This is a genomic window from Pseudacidovorax sp. RU35E, assembly GCF_900156165.1.
Lineage (GTDB): Bacteria > Pseudomonadota > Gammaproteobacteria > Burkholderiales > Burkholderiaceae_C > Xenophilus.
In genome coordinates this window covers 132,167-151,717 of the sequence record NZ_FTMY01000014.1, presented here as the reverse complement: position 1 = coordinate 151,717, position 19,551 = coordinate 132,167, and the positions used below count along the sequence as shown (strand labels likewise).

Annotated in this window: 15 protein-coding genes; 14 read left to right on the top strand and 1 reads right to left on the bottom strand. The window is 67.6% G+C overall.

Annotated features, from left to right (window positions below; genetic code table 11):
• The first annotated feature begins 226 nt into the window (after window positions 1–226).
• Together BXA03_RS22375 and BXA03_RS22370 are read left to right on the top strand one after the other, a co-directional pair.
• Complete coding sequence (locus tag BXA03_RS22375; protein ID WP_076511384.1) at window positions 227–2,893, top strand: AAA family ATPase; 2,667 nt, start codon at window positions 227–229, stop codon at window positions 2,891–2,893.
• Window positions 2,894–3,463: 570 nt separating this feature from the next.
• A complete protein-coding gene (locus tag BXA03_RS22370) occupies window positions 3,464–3,997 on the top strand; it encodes a hypothetical protein (protein WP_076511383.1) in 534 nt (177 codons plus the stop codon).
• A gap of 99 nt (window positions 3,998–4,096) precedes the next feature.
• Here BXA03_RS22370 and BXA03_RS22365 read toward each other — a convergent pair whose 3' ends face one another.
• A complete protein-coding gene (locus BXA03_RS22365; RefSeq protein ID WP_076511382.1) occupies window positions 4,097–5,011 on the bottom strand; it encodes a LysR family transcriptional regulator in 915 nt (304 codons plus the stop codon).
• Window positions 5,012–5,143: 132 nt separating this feature from the next.
• Here BXA03_RS22365 and BXA03_RS22360 point away from each other — a divergent pair, with 132 nt between their 5' ends.
• The 12 genes from BXA03_RS22360 to BXA03_RS22305 all read left to right on the top strand — a co-directional run bounded on the left by BXA03_RS22360 (window position 5,144) and on the right by BXA03_RS22305 (window position 19,547).
• Window positions 5,144–5,683 carry a carboxymuconolactone decarboxylase family protein gene (locus tag BXA03_RS22360; protein WP_076511381.1) on the top strand — a complete coding sequence of 180 codons (540 nt, stop codon included), beginning with the start codon at window positions 5,144–5,146 and terminating at the stop codon, window positions 5,681–5,683.
• Between the two features lie 93 nt (window positions 5,684–5,776).
• Complete coding sequence (locus tag BXA03_RS22355) at window positions 5,777–6,289, top strand: hypothetical protein (protein WP_143476416.1); 513 nt, start codon at window positions 5,777–5,779, stop codon at window positions 6,287–6,289.
• 587 nt (window positions 6,290–6,876) lie between these two features.
• Complete coding sequence (locus BXA03_RS22350; RefSeq protein ID WP_143476415.1) at window positions 6,877–8,127, top strand: efflux RND transporter periplasmic adaptor subunit; 1,251 nt, start codon at window positions 6,877–6,879, stop codon at window positions 8,125–8,127.
• Window positions 8,124–11,264, top strand: a complete 3,141-nt coding sequence (locus BXA03_RS22345; protein ID WP_076511379.1) for an efflux RND transporter permease subunit — start codon at window positions 8,124–8,126, stop codon at window positions 11,262–11,264. Before BXA03_RS22350 ends, BXA03_RS22345 begins: the two co-directional genes overlap by 4 nt.
• Window positions 11,265–11,373: 109 nt before the next feature.
• Window positions 11,374–12,921: an efflux transporter outer membrane subunit gene (locus tag BXA03_RS22340; RefSeq protein ID WP_076511416.1), complete on the top strand. Its 1,548-nt coding sequence runs from the start codon at window positions 11,374–11,376 to the stop codon at window positions 12,919–12,921.
• Window positions 12,922–12,997: 76 nt separating this feature from the next.
• Entirely contained in the window at window positions 12,998–13,693 is a 696-nt protein-coding gene (locus BXA03_RS22335; protein WP_076511378.1) for a response regulator transcription factor, read from the top strand.
• Complete coding sequence (locus BXA03_RS22330; RefSeq protein WP_076511377.1) at window positions 13,693–15,075, top strand: sensor histidine kinase; 1,383 nt, start codon at window positions 13,693–13,695, stop codon at window positions 15,073–15,075. Before BXA03_RS22335 ends, BXA03_RS22330 begins: the two co-directional genes overlap by 1 nt.
• A gap of 141 nt (window positions 15,076–15,216) precedes the next feature.
• Window positions 15,217–16,275 (top strand): LacI family DNA-binding transcriptional regulator, encoded by a 1,059-nt coding sequence (locus BXA03_RS22325; protein WP_076511376.1) that lies wholly within the window; start codon window positions 15,217–15,219, stop codon window positions 16,273–16,275.
• Window positions 16,276–16,417: 142 nt separating this feature from the next.
• Entirely contained in the window at window positions 16,418–17,287 is an 870-nt protein-coding gene (locus BXA03_RS22320; protein ID WP_076511375.1) for an SDR family NAD(P)-dependent oxidoreductase, read from the top strand.
• Between the two features lie 2 nt (window positions 17,288–17,289).
• The gene (locus BXA03_RS22315; protein WP_076511374.1) at window positions 17,290–17,871 is read left to right on the top strand and encodes a carboxymuconolactone decarboxylase family protein; all 582 of its coding nucleotides are present in this window, start codon (window positions 17,290–17,292) and stop codon (window positions 17,869–17,871) included.
• A gap of 51 nt (window positions 17,872–17,922) precedes the next feature.
• Window positions 17,923–18,939, top strand: a complete 1,017-nt coding sequence (locus BXA03_RS22310; RefSeq protein ID WP_076511373.1) for a tripartite tricarboxylate transporter substrate binding protein — start codon at window positions 17,923–17,925, stop codon at window positions 18,937–18,939.
• A 74-nt stretch (window positions 18,940–19,013) separates the two neighbouring features.
• Window positions 19,014–19,547: a carboxymuconolactone decarboxylase family protein gene (locus BXA03_RS22305; RefSeq protein WP_076511372.1), complete on the top strand. Its 534-nt coding sequence runs from the start codon at window positions 19,014–19,016 to the stop codon at window positions 19,545–19,547.
• The last annotated feature ends 4 nt before the right edge of the window (window positions 19,548–19,551 follow it).

Here is a 19,551-nt window from a genome sequence, read left to right as displayed (position 1 = left end):
GCAGGTCGCCCTGCGTTGGCCTCGGGCCGCCCCCTGTTGGTCGGCAAACCCGAATCCATTGACTGGCGATTGAAGGGGCGGATTCACGTATCTTCTGAGCCATGTAACTCATAACCATTGCACACTATCTAGCTACAACGGCGCCTTGTGCGGCGTTGACAGTCCTGCTGACAAGGGGGATCTGCGGTCCGCCCTGTTAGCTGACACCATATTTGTTCGGAGTGACATGGCATCTTCAAAACGGGACTTTGAGCGGTTCGTGGCCTGGTTGCATGTGCCGGCGACCGAAGCCCCACCGAACGTGAGGCGTCTGGCCAACATGGCCCTTACCCACTTCGACGCCCTGGCGCGCACCTCGCGCCAGCACAGCCAGCGTTCAACCTATCTGGTGAGTAAGGCTCGCCAAGAACTGACCCAGACACCCGATGCCCCCCCAGACATCGAAGCCGTGGCGGCTGACAGCGCTTGGCCTTGGAAGCGGCTGCGGAGCATGACGATCGGCCCGTTCCGAGGGTTTCGCAACCCAGAGCCCTTCGACCTCCGAAAGCGGGTAGTCTTGTTTTACGGCCCCAACGGCAGCGGCAAGACCAGCTTCTGCGAAGGCTTGGAATTCGGTCTGCTGGGCTCTGTCGAGGAGGCCGAGACCAAGCGGATCGATGGGCGCACCTACCTGGCCAACCTGCATGTCCGCCGATTCGAGGCGCCGGCCCTTCGAGCAACCGACCACGAGAACAGGGAAGTAGCCGTCGTCGCCAACGCCGACACCTTTCGGTTCTGCTTCATCGAGAGAAACCGCATCGACGCGTTTTCGCGGATTGCGGCCAGGCCCCCGGCGCAGCGCACGGAGCTGATCGCCACGCTGTTTGGCATGGAGAAGTTCAACGAGTTCGTCGGCCACTTCAACGAGTCGATTGAAGCGCAGCTCGTGACGACAGCCACCAAGCAGCTCGCGCTCAACGGCAGGCGAAACGCCCTGGCTAACGATCAGGCTACGGTTAATGGCGAGGCCCAAGCTCTGCAGGGCCTCGCGGCCGAGGAGGCGGCGATGGCGGCCGCACATCAGGACGGCATGGCGTACGACGGGCTCAAGGCGTTCATCGGCACGGCCGACGCGCCAGGCCGTATGCAGGAACTCGACAGCATTCTTGGCGCGCTGCCGCCAGCCCCCATTGCTGTCGTGCGCGAGAGCCTGCTGGCCGCCTTTGAGGCGCCGCGCGCGGCCCAGGAAGAGCTCGCCGGCATCACCGCCACGCTCGAGGCGCGCAGCAGCCAAGTCTCCTTCAAAGACCTATACACCGCCGTCCTCGCATTGCAAGCTACCCACGGCAGCCACTGCCCTGCGTGCGACACGCCGCTTGGCGACGCCAAGTCGAACCCATTTCAGAAGGCCACGGCGGGCCTGGCCGACTTAAGGGAGCTCGTTGAGTTGCAAGAGCAGCGCGCGACCGCGCTGCGCAAGGTCGGCACAGCGTCGCGCGAACTGCGGCGCCAGCTCGGATGCCTCTCCGCTTACCTGACAGCGAATGAGGAGCAAGCGTCGCCAGTGGGGCGGTTCCTAGCAGGCCTCGCGGCCGAGCCGGCGGGCGAATGGTGGTTGGCGATATACCCAGCCAAGCAGCCAGAAGAGGGTGAACAGGTTGAGGCCGTAACGCTTGAGGCGATCCTGCTGGTGGCCGACCGCATCGCGGCGCAGGACGCGGCCGCGGAACTGGCCCGCCAGAAGAGGCAACAGCACGTCACCGAGCGCGCAGCTCTCGTCACCCTGCAACTGGCCATCCAAGCTCAGGACTTGAAACGCAAACAGCTCGTGGACGGCATCGCCGCCGCCAGGGACAGGATCGCAGCGTTCGACGTAGACAACGCCCAACTGATCGCCGACGCGGCCCAAGAAGCTCTCGACCTCGCGCGAGATGCTCCCATCAGAGCGGCGTACGACCAATTCTTGGGGTTGCTGCGCGGCTACCGCAACGAGCTCCCCGGCATGCTGATGGCAGGTCTCAACGAGGCCGCCATGAACCTCTACAACGAGTTCAACCGCAATGACCGCGATCCCGACAAGCTCGCCGCCCTCCACTTGCCCCTCAACGGCGATCAGAAGATCGAAATCGCGTTCCGGGGCAATCCCGCCGTTCGAGTGGACGCCCTGCGCATCCTCAGCGAGGGCCACATCCGCTGCCTGGGGCTGGCAATCCTGCTGGCTAAAGCCCAAAGCATCCGAAGCCCACTAGTCGTCTTTGACGACGCCATAAACGCCATCGACCACGATCACCGCAGCGGCATCCGCGAGACGATCTTCGAGAGCGACCACTTCGCCGACACCCAACTCATCGTCACCTGCCACAGCAACGAGTTCATCAAGGACATCCAGCAGCACCTGCCCGCGGCGCGCCGCGAAGACTGCAAGGTCTACCTGTTCCGCAACCACGCGGGCGACTACCAGCCGCGCGTGTCGGGTAATGTCTCAATCCGGAACTACGTGGCCAAGGCCCGTGAGTCGAAGGACAACCTCGACCACCGCGATGCCCTCGCGGCCTGCCGTCAAGGCCTTGAAATGCTTTCGGAGAAGGTTTGGCGTTGGCTCGGTAGCCATGAGCTGGGCGTGCTCAACCTGCAGCTCGCTGGCGTCGGCGCCGAGCCATCCCTGCGCAACCTGTGCGAAGCCCTGCGCAAGCGGCTTGACGACGCAGCACACTTCAACCATGCCAACAAACCCCCACTCTTGACCGCATACGGCCGAATCCTGGGCATCCCAGCCGCAAACTTGGTGTGGACCTACCTGAACAAGGGCACGCACGAGGAGGCAAACCGAGACGACTTCGATGCGGACCTCGTGGAGTCTGTGGTCCGAACGCTAGAAGAATTCGACGCCCTGGACCTTCGTGCCGGCCGATGAAGTCCCAACACGATGCTGCCTGCTCTTCAGAGCTTATAGACCGCTTTGGGTTTGAGCGCGGCCTGTCGTTCGCGGCACATCAGCTGACTGCAACCGGTGGATAGGCGCAGCTCGAGGTTTATCAGGGCGCCGACTGCCCGCCACTTTTGAGCGGTGACCTCAAGTGCGTGCTACATACCTGAGCCCACAGGCGTCGCGCGAAACATTCTTGCCGCCTGGCCAGCCCGTCCAGCGCTGCAAAGATGCCAAACGTCAGCCCCCAAACGAATCTTCTGAGTAGCTTCAAGCAGCCTGGCACCCCGATGCCTTTTGCCTTGCCCTGTCGCCGAAGGGCGCTGGCAGAGCACTCACCGGACTTCCACACGATAGTGTTCGCGCGCGTCGTCCCAGCAACCAGGCTCGGCGCCATGCATGCACGCTCCCGGGCGTGCCCGCCACGATATTTCCCAGCACCCTTTACAGAAGGGTGCACGCCATGACGCCGGACTTCTCACCCGATCGGCAACCCTCGTCCCGCCGCACTCGGCCCGGCCCCTTGGCGTGAGCGCCACTTCAACGAGTCTGCGCGCCATGCGCCACACCCTCCTCGGCGACTCCGACGACACCCCGGACGGCGGCCTGGCGGCTGCTTACGCCACCCTCGAAGAAGGCAACGTCCGTGCAGCCTACGACCTCGCCGCCGTCGCACTGTCCGCCGCCCATGGCGACAACCTGCGGCTCCATGCCCGCGCTCTGGCCTGTTTGGCCCACTGCGACCGCATCCAGTCGCGCCTGCGCCGCGCGAGCGGCACCAGCCGCAAGGCATCGCAGCTCTTCGAACAGCCCGGCGATGCGCACGGCGAGGCCAACGCGCTGACCACGCTCGCGCATGTCTGCATGTTGCTCGGCCGCAATGACGAGGCGGTTGAGGCGGCGTTGCTGAGCGTGGCCTTGTGCAAGACCACGCAGCCTCAGCCGCCTGCGGTGCTCGCATTGAACTGCCTCGGGCTGGCCTACTCCTGGGGCGTCGGCCCTGCCCAAGCCATGCCTGGAGACACCGCCGCGTCACTTCTGCATCGCAGCGACACGTCGATGTACAAGGTCAAGCCCCGGCCGCGCGGCTAGTCGGGATGACAGCCCGGCCTTCGGGTACTTCGGCGGTGTGACGTCCAGGCCACCGCACATTGCCGAGCAGACCAGCGGCCCCCTCGGCGCCGCACGCGCTCACACCCCACCCGCCACCAGATGCTCCGCAAACGCCCTCACCTTCGCCGACTGCCGCCGCTGGCTCGGGCTGACCAGATGCACGGGGATCTCCGGCGCCGGCCAGTCGGGCAGCAGCACTTGCAGGTCGCCGCGCGCCATCTCGTCCTCGAACAGCCAGGTCGGCGAGAAGCCGACGCCCATGCCTGACAGCACCGCCGCACGGATGACCTCGCTGCTGTTGGTCTGAAGACTGCCCTGGGCGCGGATGGTCACCGCCGTGCCGGCCGGCACCGGCGCGCCCGGGCCGGCATGGAAGGTCCAGGCGTTCTGCGTGGCCAGTTCCGTGTAGACGATGCAGTTGAGCTGCAGCAGGTCTTCCGGCACGCGCGGCTGGCGCAGCGCCTTGGGCAGCGAGCGAAGGTACTGGCGGCTGGCCACCAGGGCGCGCCGGCTGGTGCCGATGCGCCGGGCCACCAGGCTGCTGTCGGCCAACTCGCCGATGCGCACCGCCACGTCGATGCCCTGCTCCACCAGGTCGACGAAGCCATCGTTGAGGCGCAGGTCGATCTTCACGGCCGGGTTGGCGGCCAGAAAGCTGCGCACCTGCGGCAACAGCTTAAGGCGCCCAAAGCCCACCGACGCCGCCACGCGCAGCCAGCCGCTGAGCTGCTGCTCGCCCTGTCGCAGGCTGCCTTCGGCCTCGGCAAGTTCGGCCACCAGACGGCGCACCTGCTCGAAGTAGCGCTCGCCTTCTTCGGTCAGCGCCAATGAGCGCGTGGTGCGGCTCAGCAGCCGGGCGCCCAGGCTGCGCTCCAGCGCGGCCACCTGCTTGCTCACGGCGCTCTGCGTGGCCTGCAGCTCACGCGCCACCGCCGAAAAGCTGCCCGTCTCGACGACGCGGATGAAGGTCTGCATGGCGGCAAGACGGTCCATGGTGATCTCCCATTCATTCCTGAATGGACTGGATCTTAGTGCCGCGCTCCGCCTAGTAAGAAAACGCGGCATCAATCAAAGTACGTCTGTCGCGGTTCACGACGTCTCAAACCCTCCACCGGCACAACCATCATGACCCTCATCACCGTTCCCACCCGCGATCAAGTCTCTGCACCCAACCAGGCCCTGTTCGACACGCTGCACAAGCGCCTGGGCAAGGTGCCCAACCTGTATGCCACGCTGGCCTTGTCCGAGCATGCGCTGGGCAGCTACCTGGCCTTCCAGAACGCGCCCAGCAGCATCACCGGCAAGGCCCGCGAGGTGGTCAACCTGGTCGTCAGCCAGGTCAACCGCTGCGACTACTGCCTGGCGGCGCACACCCTCATCGGCGGCATGGTGGGCTTCACGCCCGAGCAGATCCTGGAAGTCCGGCGCGGCCACGCGACCTTCGACGCCCGGCTCGACGCGCTCGCGCAGCTGGTGAAGGCCATCGCCATCGAGCGCGGCCATGTCGACCCGGCCCAGGTCCAGCAGCTCTTCGACGCCGGCTGGACGCAGGAGAACCTGGTCGACGTCATCGTCGCCATCGGCGACAAGACGGTCACCAACTACCTGCATGCCACGACGCAGGTGCCGGTGGACTTTCCGGCCGCGCCGGCACTTGCGGACTGAGCGGCATGGGCCGCAAGACTTCGCCAGAAGCACCGCCATGAATGCCGTCAGTCACGCGGCGGTCTTTCCGTTCACGGCCATGAGCGGATGGGCATGGCGCTGGGCGCGCTGGTGCTGGGCGAGGCCCTGGGCCGGCGCAAAGTCTGCGGCATCGTCATGGTGCTGGTGGGCCTGGTGCTGGTGTCCGGCCTGGACACCGCCAGCTTCAGCGCGCGGGCAGTAATGGGCGACGCGATGTTCGTGGCCGCAGGCAGCCTGTGGGCCGGCTTCGGCATCCTGTTGCGCCGGCATCGGCTCGATCCGCTGCTGGCCACGGCCGTGGTGTCGCTGTCGGCGCTGACGACCTATCTGCCGGTGTACTTCTGGTGGGTGGGCTCGGCGCGGCTGATGGCCGTGGCGCCGCCAGTCTTCTGGACCGAGGTGCTGGCGCGAAGATGCGGGAGGGCTTGCACTCACGGACCATTGACCAGCACGGCTGCGTCCACAGGCCGCGTCAGCCATGCCGCGATGTCTCCACTCAAGCTCTCGGCGATGTGCAGGGCTGCGTGGCACACGCTTCGGCGAACACCGAACGGAACATGGATCTCGCGTTGCACGACAAAGTGAAGGGGGGCCATACCTTCCTGGTCGAGCACGCCGCGAACCCGCATCCACTTGCGCCCCGCGGTCGTGCCTTCGTTCCTGAGATGCAAGTCCTCGATGGCCAGGCGCAGCGTGGCCGCATCAGTCGATTGCGGCGATGCCCCACTCGCTACGACGTAGGGGCGAGGAAGCCGACCACGCAGAGCCTCCGACAGCAGGCGAGGCGTATCACACCGATCGTCCTCGGCAGAGATCTGCCTCCCAGCAGCCGTCCGCGCATAGGTCACTTCGGGAAGGACGAGGACCCTGGGCCTCTCGGCAGGGGTGCTGCTTGAACCGATGGGTTGGCTGCCGCACGCAGCCAGAACGAGCGCGAGAAGAGCGATGGGCAGCGAGGCCCTTGAGCAGGACATGAAGACAGATGCTCCGCAAAGATGACTGCCGGAATTTGCGCTCGATCAGCCGGGGCAGTGACGTCGATCGGACGACGCATGAGCCCCGACGTTTGGCGCAGGGCGGTGAGCGTAGCTGCGCTCGCGCGTTGTCGCCAGACGGAAAGTCCGATGCCGTGCCGATGTGTGTCGCCAATACATCGATAGCTTCCTGATAGCTTGGCCCCGTACGCTGCACCGGTCAAAAACAACAAGGGCTGCTCGTGCCCGCATGACTCGGGGCACATGACCACTCAGACGAAACGACACCGTTGGACTCGTTGGGCCGGTGCGGCGCTTGCATTCGCCCTGGTTGGCGGCGCTGCATGGCACTGGCAACGATCGAGCATTCCGGACGCCAAAGTCGAGCCGGCTGCGCAGGCGGCGACGGCCGAGCCGGACCTGCTGCGCTACCCGGCCGGCTCCGCGCAGCTGCAGATGCTGCGCGTGGTCGAGGCCCACGCCAGTGGCGTCCCGGTCGCGGGGGCTCTGAGTGCACGGGTCGCCTACGACGAAGACGTCACGGCCAAGCTCGGCGTGAGTTACTCCGGACGCATCGTGGCCGTACGCGCGGCCCCGGGCGACCACGTGCGCGCCGGGCAGGTCCTGGCCGAGATCGATTCGCCGGATTTCGGCACCGCACGCGCCGATGTCGACAAGGCGGCAGCCGACCTGCGCCGCAAGCGGTTGGCCACACAGCGGCTGCGCGACCTTGCGACCGACGACGGCATCCCGGCCCGCGACCTCGAGGCCATGGAGGCCGACCTGAGCCAGGCCGAGGCCGAACTCATCCGGGCCCAGCAGCGGCTGCGCAATCTCAATCCCCATGCCCTGCGGATCGACGGTCAACGCCTCAAGCTCGTGAGCCCCATCGACGGCGTCGTGACCGAGCGATCGGCCAGCCCTGCGCTCGAGGTTGCGCCCGGCATGGCCGCGCCGCTGTTCGTGGTGAGCGACACGCGCCGCCTGTGGCTCATCATCGACATGCCGGAGCGCCTGCTCGCGCGCGTCAAGCCCGGCGCGATGGCAAGCGTCGAATCGGACGCCTATCCCGAGCGGCGCTTCTCTGCACAGATCATGCAACTCGGCCAAGCCGTGGACCCCAACACGCGGCGCGTGCCCATTCGGGCCGCAATGAGCAACACAGGCGGAGAGCTCCTGCCCGAGATGTACGTCCGCGCCCTGCTGCTTCAGGAAAGCGGCAAGGGCTTCCGCATACCGAACGAGGCGCTGGTCAACCGGGGCGTCCAGCAGTTCATCTTCGTGGAAGAGGCGACTGGCAGCTTCCGTCGCCGCCAGGTCAAGCTGCTGGCACAGGGCAGCGACGCAAGCTACGTCGGCGATGGACTGACCGAGGGGGAACGCTATGTGACCGCCGGCGCCCTGCTGCTCGATGCTGAACTGACGGCCCGCGCCGCCGCCAAGCCGTGATCCGCGCGCTCATTGCCTTCGCGCTGACGCAGCGCGTGTTCGTGTTCGTGCTGGTGGCGGCGCTGGCCGGCTTTGGCGGCTATGCCCTCTCGAACCTGCCGATCGAGGCGTTCCCGGATGTCCAGGACGTGCAGGTTCGGGTGATCGCGCAACGCACCGGCACCGCCCCTCAGGATATGGAGCGGTCGGTGACCCTTCCCATCGAGCGCGAGGTGGCGGGCATTCCGCGGCTGACCAACGTGCGGTCTGTCACGATGACTGGCCTTTCCATCGTCACGCTGACCTTCGCAGACCGCACGGACGACTACTTTGCACGCCAGCAGGTGACCGAAAAGCTCGCGGGCGTCGATCTTCCTGCGGGCGTGCAGCCTCAACTCGCGCCGCTCTCGACCGCCGTTGGCGAGGTCTACCGGTACGCCCTGGAGGCAGAGGGCATGTCCGACATGGAGCTTCGCACGCTGCAGGACTGGACCGTGCGGCCGTTCCTGCGCATGACGCCCGGCGTCGCAGACATCGTGACCTTCGGCGGTGCGATCAAGGAGTACCAGGTCGACGTCGACCCGCTGGCGCTGCGCAAGTACCAGGTCACGCTCGACCAGCTCAACCAGGCCATCACCAATGCGACGGGGAGTTCAGGGGGCGGGTTGATGCGCCTGGGCGAGTCGTCGTTGGTGGTGCGCGCGAGTGGCCTGTTCGACAGCCTGGCCGACATACGCACGGCCGTCGTCGCCTCGCGGCAAGGCCGGCCGATCACCGTCGCGGACTTGGCACGGGTGCGCGAAGGGGAACGCCCGCGCTTCGGCATTGCGGCGGCCGATCACCGCGACAGCATCGTCGAGGGCATCGTGTCGATGACCAAGGGCGGCGATCCCGCGAAGATCAATGCGGATCTCAAGCAGCGCATCGAGCAGCTGCAAGCTCGCCTTCCGGCCGGCGTGACCATCGTGCCGATCTACGATCGGACGCAACTGGTCAGGCATACGGTGGCTACCGTGGCGGAAAACCTCGTCATCGGCGCATTGCTGGTGGTGGCCGTGCTGGTCGTGTTCCTGTCGAGCTGGCGCGCGGCCCTGGTGGTGGCGACGGTGATTCCCCTCGCGCTGCTCTTCGCGTTCATCCTGATGAATGGCTTCGGGGTATCGGCCAACCTCATATCCCTGGGCGCGGTCGACTTCGGCATCATCATCGACAGCGCCGTAGTGATCGTCGAGGCGCTGATGGTCAAGCTGGCCGCAAAGGCTTCGCTGGACGCCGACACACCCGAAGCACGCCATCAGCGCATGGGCGTGCTGAACCACACGATCGCCGATCTCGCCCATCCGGTGCTGTTCTCGAAGGCGATCATCATCCTCGCCTTCGTTCCGATCTTCACGTTCCAGCGCGTCGAGGGAAAGATCTTCACGCCGGTCGCACTGACGCTGAGCTTCGCGCTGCTGGGCGCTGTGATCCTCACGTTCACGCTGGTGCCCACACTGCTGGCCACGGTGCTTCAACGTCGATCGCTGGCCGAAAAGCACAAGCCCTGGCTTGACCGACTGCAGAGCCGCTACCGCGCCATCGTGGCAGGCACGCTCAGGCGTGGGCCCAGACTGCTCTGGCTGTCCGCCATCCCGGTGGTGTTGGCCGCGCTGCTTGCGCCCCGGCTGGGCAGCGAGTTCCTGCCGAAGCTGGACGAGGGCAACATCTGGCTGACCGTCACCTTGCCGACCTCGGCCGCGCTCGAGACGAGCAAGGCGGTGGAGCGGCAGGTCCGCACCCTGGTGCGCGAATACCCGGAAGTGGCTCATGTCATTAGCCAGGTCGGACGACCCGATGACGGCTCCGATCCCAAAGGGCCGAACAACCTGGAGATGCTGATCGACCTGCAGCCCCGCTCGGGCTGGCGCTTCGCCTCCAAGGAAGGGCTGGTGGCCGACATGGCCGCCAAGCTCGACGCCATACCCGGCATCAACGCCAACTTCTCACAGGTGATCCAGGACAATGTGGAAGAGTCCCTGTCGGGCTTCCGCGGCGAGATCGTGGCCAAGATCGTCGGCAGCAACCTCGATGTGCTCGACGAGCGGGGCGACAAGGTCGCGCAGATCCTGCGGGGCATACGCGGCGCCACCGATGTGGACAGCACGCGCATCGGCGGTCAGAGCGAATTGGTCATCACCCCCGATCGCGCCCGCATGGGCCGCTACGGGCTGACGATCAGCGACGTGAACTCGCTTATCACGGAAGCGATGTCGGGGGCTGCAGCCACCAGCTTCTACGACGGCGACCGCCGCTTCGATGTGGTCGTACGACTGCAAGGCGCGACCCGCGACAGCGTCGATGCGGTACGCAATCTGCAACTCGCGGTGCCGGGCACGCAGGTCGGCAACGGCCCGGGAACCATTGCGCTCGGCGATGTCGCCAGTGTCGAAGTGCGACAGGGCGCTTCGCGCATCTTCCGCGAAGCGGGCTCGCGCATGGTGATCGTCAAGGTCAACCTCATCGGGCGCGACCAAGGCAGCTTTATCGACGAGGCACGGGCGACGGTCGCCCGTGAAGTGCAGCTGCCACCCGGCTATCAGCTGACCTGGGGCGGTCAGTTCGAGAACTCGCAACGGGCGGCGGCGCGCCTGATGGTCATCGTTCCGCTCACCGCGCTGCTCATCTTCTCCCTGCTCTTCTGGGCGTTCCGCTCCATCCGCCTTGCGGCCCTGGTCCTGGGAATGGTGCCGTTCACGCTCGTGGGCGGGCTGGCCGCGCTGGCGCTGGCGGGCCTGCATCTGTCCGTCTCGGCAGCGGTGGGCTTCATCGCCGTTGCCGGCATCTCCGTGCAGAACGGCGTCATCATGGTCGAGGAGATCATGCTGCGCGTGCGCGAAGGCGAGGTTCTGGTGTCTGCCATCGTGGAAGGGGCGACTGTGAGGCTGCGGCCCATCCTCATGACCGCACTCATGGCTGGGCTCGGTCTGCTGCCAGCTGCGCTCTCGCAGGGGATCGGCAGCGAGACCCAACGCCCCTTCGCCTGCGTGATCGTCGGTGGCATCGTGACCGGAACGTTGTTCACGCTGCTGGTGCTTCCACTGGCAATCCGGCGCTTCGGCGACTTCTACGAGTCGGCCAACGATGCCAATTCGCAAGCCGAGGTGGCACATGGCGCCTGAGCGCGTGGCGGCGGCTCGCCCAACCCCAACATCCATGCTTTGCCGACCCTCGACCCTGCGCGGCCTCCACTCCCTTGTCCCGCTCCATCGGTGGGCTGCACGGCCTGCACTGGTCATCGCGTGTGCCGCCCTCGCAGCTTGCACGGTGGGCCCGGATTTCCGCCGGCCGCCAGCGCCTGAGGCGACGGGTTACCTGGAACGTGGAGAGGCCCCCCAGTCCAACGCCCAGCGTGCATCGCACCCGGGCATGCAGCAGACCCGTCCAGAGCTGGATGTCGACGCGCGTTGGTGGACGGCGTTCGGATCGCCGCGCATCGATGCGCTGGTCGACGAGGCGCTGTCACGCAATCCCACCCTCGAGGCGGCCGATGCGGCGCTCGCCGCCGCGCGTCAGAACGTTCTCGCGCAGCGTGGCCTGTTCCTGCCGACGGTGGGGGTGAGCGCATCGCCCTCCCGTACCAAGATCGCAGGGAACCAGGGCGGCAACTCGCCCGGCGTGCAAGGCGATGGCTCGGTCATTAGCACCTATCAGGGAACGCCGGCGAGCGAGGGCGGCAGTGCGCCATTCAATGCACCGGTGATCTACGGCTTCCACACGGCCCAGCTGACCGTGTCCTATGCGCCCGACGTCTTCGGCGCGAACCGGCGTCAGGTCGAGGACCTGCAGGCCCAGGCCGATGCGCAGCGCTTCCAGCGCGAAGCCGCCGCCATCAGCCTTGCCGCCAACGTCGTGGGCGCGGCGATCCAGGAGGCACTGCTGCGCCATCAGATCGCGCTGACCTCGTCATCGATCCGGCAGGCCGAGAACAGCACCGCCATCATCCGCCGCCAGGTGGGCGCCGGTTATGCGTCGCGGCTGGATCTGGCGCAGCAGGAAGTTGCCCTGGCTCAGGCGCGCCAGCAGCTGCCCGCCCTGGCCAAGCAGCAGGCCCTGGCGTGCGACCTGCTCAAGGTGCTGACGGGGCGGCGTCCGGACGAAGCCTTGCCGGCGCTGCCGGACTTCACGCAGATCCGCCTGCCCGCGCAACTGCCGCTGAGTCTGCCCGCTAGGCTCGTGGAACAGCGGCCCGACATCCGCGCGGCCGAGGAGCAGTTGCATTCCGCCAGTGCCCGCGTGGGTGTGGCGACGGCGGCCCGCCTGCCGCAGTTCTCCATCGATGCCAATTGGGGCGGCGCCGCCGGACGCGTGAGTCAGATGTTCCTTCCGTCCGGGCGATTTTTCGCCTTGTCGGGCACGGTGGCACAGACGCTGTTCGACGGAGGACAGAACAAGAGCCGGCAGGCAGCCGCCCAGGCCAACCTCCAGCAGGCCGATGCCACGTACCGGGCGACGGTGCTGTCTGCGCTGCAGAACGTGGCGGATACCCTGCACGCCATCCAGAGCAACACCGCAATCGTGGAAGCGGCCGACCAGGCCCAGCAACGCGCGCGCGCCGCGCATGGCCTTGTCGAGCGGCAGCTCGACAAGGGCTATGTGGACCGGCTTGCGCTCATCACCGCCCAGCAAGCCTTGCTCCAGACGGAACAATCGCTGGCCCAGGCGCAGGCGACCCGACTGGCCGATACGGTGGCGCTCTATCAGGCGCTCGGGGGAGGATGGTGGAACCGTCCGGCAGTCGCCGAACGGGACACGGGGGCGCCGGCCACCGGGTCCTGACGGCCGGGCACATGCCTGCGGGCCCACGTTCTCCCACAATACCGGGCATGTCCTCACCCCCGATCCCCGTCGCCCGATGCTGCTGCTTCTGATCGAGGACGACCCGGTCATCTCCGCCGAACTGCAAATGCGGTGGCAAGGCAGGGGCTGGACCGTGCGCACCTGCGCGCGCCTGGCAGAGGCCGATTCGGCTCTGGCACAGGCGGACGTGGAGGCCATCGTGCTGGACCTCAACCTGCCGGATGGCGACGGCCTGGACTGGCTCGCCCGCTTTCGCCGCCGAGACCGCCTGACGCCGGTGCTGGTGCTGACCGCGCGCACGCGCGTCGTCGACCGGGTCAAGGGCCTGAGCGGCGGCGCCGACGACTATCTGAGCAAACCCTTCGCGCCCGAGGAGCTCGACGCCCGGCTCGAAGTGCTCTGCCGGCGCACCAAGGTCGCGCGGGGCGAAGAGCTGCATTTCGGTCGCCTGACGTGGCGCCGTGATCTGGGCAAAGCCTTCGTGGATGGCCAGCCGATCAATCTGGCCCCGCGCGAGTTCGAGGTGCTGGGTCTTTTGATGCACCGTGCGCCACATCTGCTGGCCCGAAGAACATTGATGGACGCCTTGGCCGAGCGCAACCTCGAGGTGGCCGAGAGCGCCGCCGAAAACTACGTCTCGCGTCTGAGGCGCAAGCTGACAGGCTCGGGCACGCAGGTGCGAACGTTGAGGGGCTTCGGCTACATGCTGGCACTGGACGACACGGCGCCCGGCTCCACGGCGGTCGACTGATGCGCGGCGCACTGAGGCATGTGCAGGGTCTGCGGCATCAGCTGCTTGTGCGGCTGATGGCTCCACTTCTGCTGATGGTGGTGGTAGCCGGTATGGCCGGCATCTGGTACGCGCGGGAAGTGACGGAGCGCGTGTTCGACCGTTGGCTTCTCGACGCGGCCCGTTCGGTGCAGACCCTTGTGCGTCGTTCGAACGATGACATCACGGTCGATCACTCCCCGCAGCTCACGGCACTGCTGCTCTATGACGATCTGGATCGGGCGTGGTTCAGCGTTACGCAGGACGACCGGCTACTGGCTGGTCAGGCGGGGCTTCCGAGCACCGGAACCGGCGAGGTCTGGTATCGGCGCGGCAGTGCCTTCGATGCGCAGTTCCAGGGTCATGCGGTGAGGGTGGTACGCGTCGAACTCGAAGGCATCGCAGGCAGCCCCGTCGTCGTGCTCATGGCCGAGACACTGCGCAAGCGTGTACGCGCGGAGAAGGAACTGATGACGCTGCTGTGGCCGATGGTCGCGCTGCTTGCCGCCGCATACGCTGCCATCGTTGTGGCGGTGCGGCGCACCACGGTTCCGCTCGCGGCGGTGGCTCGCCGTTGGAAGGACCAGTCCCAGGAATCTCTCGCGCCGATCGCCCTGCACGATGTTCCCCAGGAACTCGAAGGCTTCGCGCGCTCGCACAACGAACTGCTCGGTCGCATCCGGACGATGCTGGAACGCGAGCGCCAGTTTGCCGCCACGGCAGCGCACCAACTGCGCACGACGCTCACCGGCCTGCAGCTCGGCCTTTCCCGGGCCCAGGGACTGGCGGATCACACTGCGATGCGCGAGGCAGTCGCGCAGTTGGGACACGGTATCCAGCAGTCCAGCCGTCTGGTGCAGCAACTGCTGACCCTGGGCGCGCTCGACCCGGAAGGGGGCCGCGACATGGTCCGTGCAGACACGGATCTCGTCGATCTCGCCCAAGGCGTGGGCGCCGTGTTGATGGAGCAAGCCATCGATCGCGGGATGGATCTGGAGCTCGCCGCACCCCATGGGCCGGTGCACGCCCCGATTCAGCCGGACCTGGTCGCTGAAGCGCTGAGCAATGTGCTGGACAACGCGCTGCGCTACACGCCCCGCGGGGGCCGCGTACTCGTCGAAGTATTGCAACGCCCGGCGCGAATCGTGGTCCAGGACAGCGGCCCCGGCATCGACCTCGACGAACGGCACCTCGTGCTTGATCGTTATGTGCGAGGCAGGAGGGCGCCATCGGAAGGAAGTGGTCTCGGGCTGGCCATCGTCCGGGACGTGATGGCGCTGCATGGCGGCAGCGTGGAGCTGGGAGACAGCGCCTGGCAAGGTCTGAAAGTCACGCTGCGCTTTCCGGACACCGCGTCCGCTTGACTCGTGCCGGCGGACCGTGATTGATGTCAATGGGCGGGTGCTCATCACGCAGCCCCGTTGCACTCGCTTGCCGATGACGCCTGCGGTCGGGCCAAGGGCCTCCCCCTAGAATCCGCCGCCTTCAGCGCCCCGCACCCGCCCATGAAACACCACGCCAAACGCGCCAGCATCAAGGACGTGGCGGCGTTCGCGGGCGTGTCGCTCGGCAGCGTGTCGCGGGTCATCAACAAGGCCGGCAACGTGGGCGACGAAGTGCGGGTGCGGGTGGAGCGCGCCATGCGCGAGCTGGACTATTCGCCCGACCAGACGGCGCAGGCGCTGCGCTCGCGCAGCTCTCGCACGGTGGGCTGCATGTTCACCGACGTGGCCAACCCGCTCTATGCGCGGCTCTACCAGACCTTCGAGACCAAGCTGCACAAGGCCGGCTACATGGTGCTGCTGGCCAACAGCCTGAACGACGTGCAGCGCGAGCGCGAGATCCTGTCGATGTTCCAGAGCCGGCGCATGGACGGCGCCATCATCGCGCCCGGTAACGAGCGCGACCCCGCGCTGCTGGAGACGATGGACAGGCTGGGCCTGCCCGTGGTCATCCTCGACCGCGACATGGACGTCGCGCACGACCGCGTGCTCTTCGACCACCTGCGCGGCCTGCACGACGCCGTGCAGCACCTGGCCGCGCTGCAGCATCGCGATGTGGCGCTGCTGATCGCCGACGTGCCCAACCGCCCGATGCGCCGGCGCCTGGAAGGCTTCCAGGCGGGGCTTCAGGCCGCGGGCCTCGGCTTCCGCGCGGACCGGGTGGTGCGGCTGGGCGCCTCCACCAGCCCGGCCTTCGACGAAGTGCTGCAGTTGCTGCGGGCGGCCGACCGGCCGACCGCACTGATCGTGCCCGGCACCAGCGTGCTCGCCGACGCGCTCAACGCCATCGAGGCGTTGGGGCTGCAGGTGCCGCGCGACGTGTCCATCGTGAGCCTGGGCGATCCGGACTTCGCCCGCCACCACCAGCCATCGATCACCAGCATCGCCATCGACCATGAGGTGGCGGCCCAGGCCGGCGTCGACATGCTGCTGCAGCGCATGCGCGGCGAGCCACCCTCGCAGCCGCGCGAGGCGCTGGCGCCGGCACGCTTCGTGGCCCGCGCGTCGACCGGGCCCGCGCCCACCCTGCCCCTGCGCCGCGCGCGCAACCCGCGCACCTGAGAGCTGCCCGAGGCCGGGCAGAGGCCTTCAATACACCTCACGGTGAAACGTTTCATCCTGGGGAAAACGCTCTTCTTGTCCGTTTGCGCGCAGACCTACGCTGGCGCCATCACTCCATGGGCCATCGGCCCCGAGGCCCTGCGTGAACACCACTCCGACCCCATTCGGCGCCGCCGACCATTCCCAACCTGCCAGCAGCCGCCTGGATGGCCGCGTCGCCATCGTGACCGGCGCCGGCTCCCGCACGGCCGACGTCGGCAACGGCCGCGCCGCGGCCATCCTGCTGGCGCGCCGCGGCGCCCGCGTGTTGCTGCTCGACCTGGAGCCCGAGGCGGCCCGGGAGACCGAACGCGCCATCGTGGCCGAGGGCGGGCAGGCGATCACGCTCGCCTGCGACGTGTCGCAGGCCGAGGCCTGCCGACAGGCCGTCGCCACGGCCGTGGAGGCCTGGGGCCGCGTCGACATCCTGGTCAACAACGTCGGCATCGGCGGCCCCGGCGGCAGCGCCGTGGACCTGGACCTGGAGGAGTGGGACCGCGCGCTGCGCATCAACGTGACCTCCATGATGCTGATGGCCCGCTACGCCATCCCCGAGATGCGCAAGCTGGGCCATGGCGCCATCGTCAACATCGCGTCGGTGGCGGGGCTCATGGGCGGCACGCCCGCCCTGCTCTATCCGACGTCCAAGGGCGCGGTGGTCAACATGACGCGGGCCATGGCCGCGCACCACGGCACCGAAGGCATCCGCGTCAACTGCGTGGCGCCCGGCATGGTCTACACCCCCATGGTCGCAGGCCGCATGACGCCCGAGGTGCGCGAGGAGCGGCGCATGCGCTCGCTGCTGCAGACCGAGGGCTCGGGCTGGGACGTGGGCCAGGCGGTGGCCTACCTGGCGAGTGACGAGGCCCGCTGGGTGACGGGCGTGATCCTGCCGGTGGATGCGGGCGCCACGGCCGGCAAGGCGCCATCGCCCGGACTGGCGCCCGACAAGCGCGAGAGCAAGGGTGGCTGAATATGCCCCGCATTCCCCTGCTCCCCGAACACCCGGCCGATCCGCAGGCCGCCGCCCTCTTCGATGAAGTGCGCCAGGCCCGCGGCCCGGACTTCGAGATGCCCCACCTCTACCGCGTGCTCGCCACGGCACCCGCCATGTTCCGCGGCTGGCTCGACTTCGCCTGGCCGTTGCGGCAGAACGCCCAGACGCCCCGTCCGCTGCGCGAGCTGCTCATCCTGCGCGGCGCACAGATCTCCGGCACGGCCTACGAATGGGCGCACCACGTGCCCATGGCCCTGGAAGCGGGCGTGAGCGATGCGCAGATCGACGCCCTGGCCCATTGGCAGACGTCGGACCTGTTCGACGAAGCCCAGCGCGCCGCACTGCAGCTGGCCGAAGAGGTCACGCGCGGTCCGGCCGCCTCGCACGCCACGCTGATGCAGCTCAAGCACTGCGGCTTCGACGACGCCGCCGTCGTGGAGCTGGTGCTTACGGCGAGCTTCTATGTGTGCGTGGGGCGCTTCCTGCAGTCCATGGACATCGAACTCGAGCCCGGATACGACGCGCCCCTGTCCCGCATGACAGCGCTCCCGGCCCCGTGAGCGCGCACCGCTTCCCTGCCCTGTGAACCGAACCCACGAAAGGATCCCGCGATGACGCACCTTCTTCGAACGCCCCGCCGCCGCGTGCTCGGCGCCGTCCTGGGCCTGCTGATGGGTGCAGGCCTGCTGGCCGCAGCGCCGGTGCAGGCGCAGGGCCAGGCCCAGGGCGGCGGTGCCTTCCCCGACCGCCCGCTCAAGATCATCCTGATGTTCCCGGCCGGCAACGGCCTGGACACCAGCACCCGCAACTTCGCGGACGCATTGGGCAAGGAGCTGGGCCAGCCGGTGGTGGTCGACAACCGGCCCGGGGCCAATGGCGTCATCGCCTTCTCGGCCGTGCGCATGGCGCCGGCCGATGGCTACACGCTGCTGGTGGGCAGCTCGTCGGGCATCACCATCCCGGTCGCCTACGGCAAGAGCCTGCCCTACGACCCGTTCAAGGACTTCAAACTGGTCGGCGGCATGCTGCGCGCGCCGGCCATCCTGACGGTGCCGCCCGACTCCAAGTTCACGACGATCCGCCAGATGATCGAGGTGGGCAAGGCCAAACCCGAGGCGCTGACCATCGGCACCTACTCCGACGGCTACTACCTCACCTCGCAGCGCCTGGCCAATCTGGCCGGCATCAAGCTGCGCAACGTGCCGTACAAGGGCTATCCGGCCTCACTGCCCGACCTCGCGGCCGGCCGCATCGACATCGCCTATGGCGACGCCACGGCCACGCAGGAGCTGATCAAGGCCGGCAAGATCCGCGCGCTGGCGGTGACGGGCACCAAGCGCCATCCCAACTACCCGGACGTGCCCACGGTGGCCGAAAGCGGGCTGCCGGACTTCTCGTACTACAGCTGGGACGTCTTCCTGGTGCGAAGCGAGACGCCGGCCCCGGTCACCGAGAAGCTCATGGCCGCCATCCAGCGCGTGCTCCACGGCCCCGACTACCCGGCCTTCCTGCGGGCCAACGGCTCGGAGCCGATGCTCGACGACATGCCCGCGATCCAGAAGATGATGGTCGACGAGGTCACGCTCTACAAGTCGCTCATCGCCAGCACCAGCGCCGAAAGCCGCTGAGCGCTCTGCCCACTGCCCACTGCCCATTGCATCGGCGGCCCGCCCGCCGATGCGACTCAACCCCACACCGCACCATGGCCCGCGTTCCCTACTTCGACCTCGCCCAAGCCTCCGACACCTACCGCCAGCTGATAGGCTCGCGTCCCCCGCTCAACCTCTACCGCATGCTGCCGCACGCCGGCAAGGTGGCCGAGGGCTTCCTGGCGCTGGGCGGCGCCATCCTGCGCGAGAACCGGCTGGACTCGCGCCTGCGCGAGATCGCCATCCTGCGCGTGGGCCTGCTGTGCGGTTCGAGCTACGAGGTGCACCAACACCGGCGCGTGGCACGCAACGTGGGGCTGGCCGACGACAAGGTCGCCGCGCTGGAGCCGGGCGCCGACCCAGGTGCGCTGGATGCCACCGAGCGCATGGTGCTGGACTACGTCGACCAGGTGGTCGAGCACGTCAAGGCGCCCGACGAGATGTTCGAGGCCCTGTGCAAGCAGTTGTCGCCGGCCCTTGTAGCCGAGCTGACGCTGGTGATCGGCTTCTACATGATGGTGAGCCGCTTCCTCGAGAACTTCGAGGTCGACATCGAGGACACCCCGCCCCCGCCACCGGCAGGCTGACCGC

What these genes read in the sequence shown, in the direction of transcription:
- BXA03_RS22375 (WP_076511384.1), top strand. Translation starts at nt 227, where the DNA reads ATGGCATCTTCAAAACGGGACTTTGAGCGGTTCGTGGCCTGGTTGCAT.
- BXA03_RS22305 (WP_076511372.1), top strand. Translation starts at nt 19,014, where the DNA reads ATGGCCCGCGTTCCCTACTTCGACCTCGCCCAAGCCTCCGACACCTAC.
- BXA03_RS22360 (WP_076511381.1), top strand. Translation starts at nt 5,144, where the DNA reads ATGACCCTCATCACCGTTCCCACCCGCGATCAAGTCTCTGCACCCAAC.
- BXA03_RS22325 (WP_076511376.1), top strand. Translation starts at nt 15,217, where the DNA reads ATGAAACACCACGCCAAACGCGCCAGCATCAAGGACGTGGCGGCGTTC.
- BXA03_RS22310 (WP_076511373.1), top strand. Translation starts at nt 17,923, where the DNA reads ATGACGCACCTTCTTCGAACGCCCCGCCGCCGCGTGCTCGGCGCCGTC.
- BXA03_RS22365 (WP_076511382.1), bottom strand. Translation starts at nt 5,011, where the DNA reads ATGGACCGTCTTGCCGCCATGCAGACCTTCATCCGCGTCGTCGAGACG.
- BXA03_RS22355 (WP_143476416.1), top strand. Translation starts at nt 5,777, where the DNA reads ATGGCGCTGGGCGCGCTGGTGCTGGGCGAGGCCCTGGGCCGGCGCAAA.
- BXA03_RS22335 (WP_076511378.1), top strand. Translation starts at nt 12,998, where the DNA reads ATGCTGCTGCTTCTGATCGAGGACGACCCGGTCATCTCCGCCGAACTG.
- BXA03_RS22315 (WP_076511374.1), top strand. Translation starts at nt 17,290, where the DNA reads ATGCCCCGCATTCCCCTGCTCCCCGAACACCCGGCCGATCCGCAGGCC.
- BXA03_RS22370 (WP_076511383.1), top strand. Translation starts at nt 3,464, where the DNA reads ATGCGCCACACCCTCCTCGGCGACTCCGACGACACCCCGGACGGCGGC.
- BXA03_RS22330 (WP_076511377.1), top strand. Translation starts at nt 13,693, where the DNA reads ATGCGCGGCGCACTGAGGCATGTGCAGGGTCTGCGGCATCAGCTGCTT.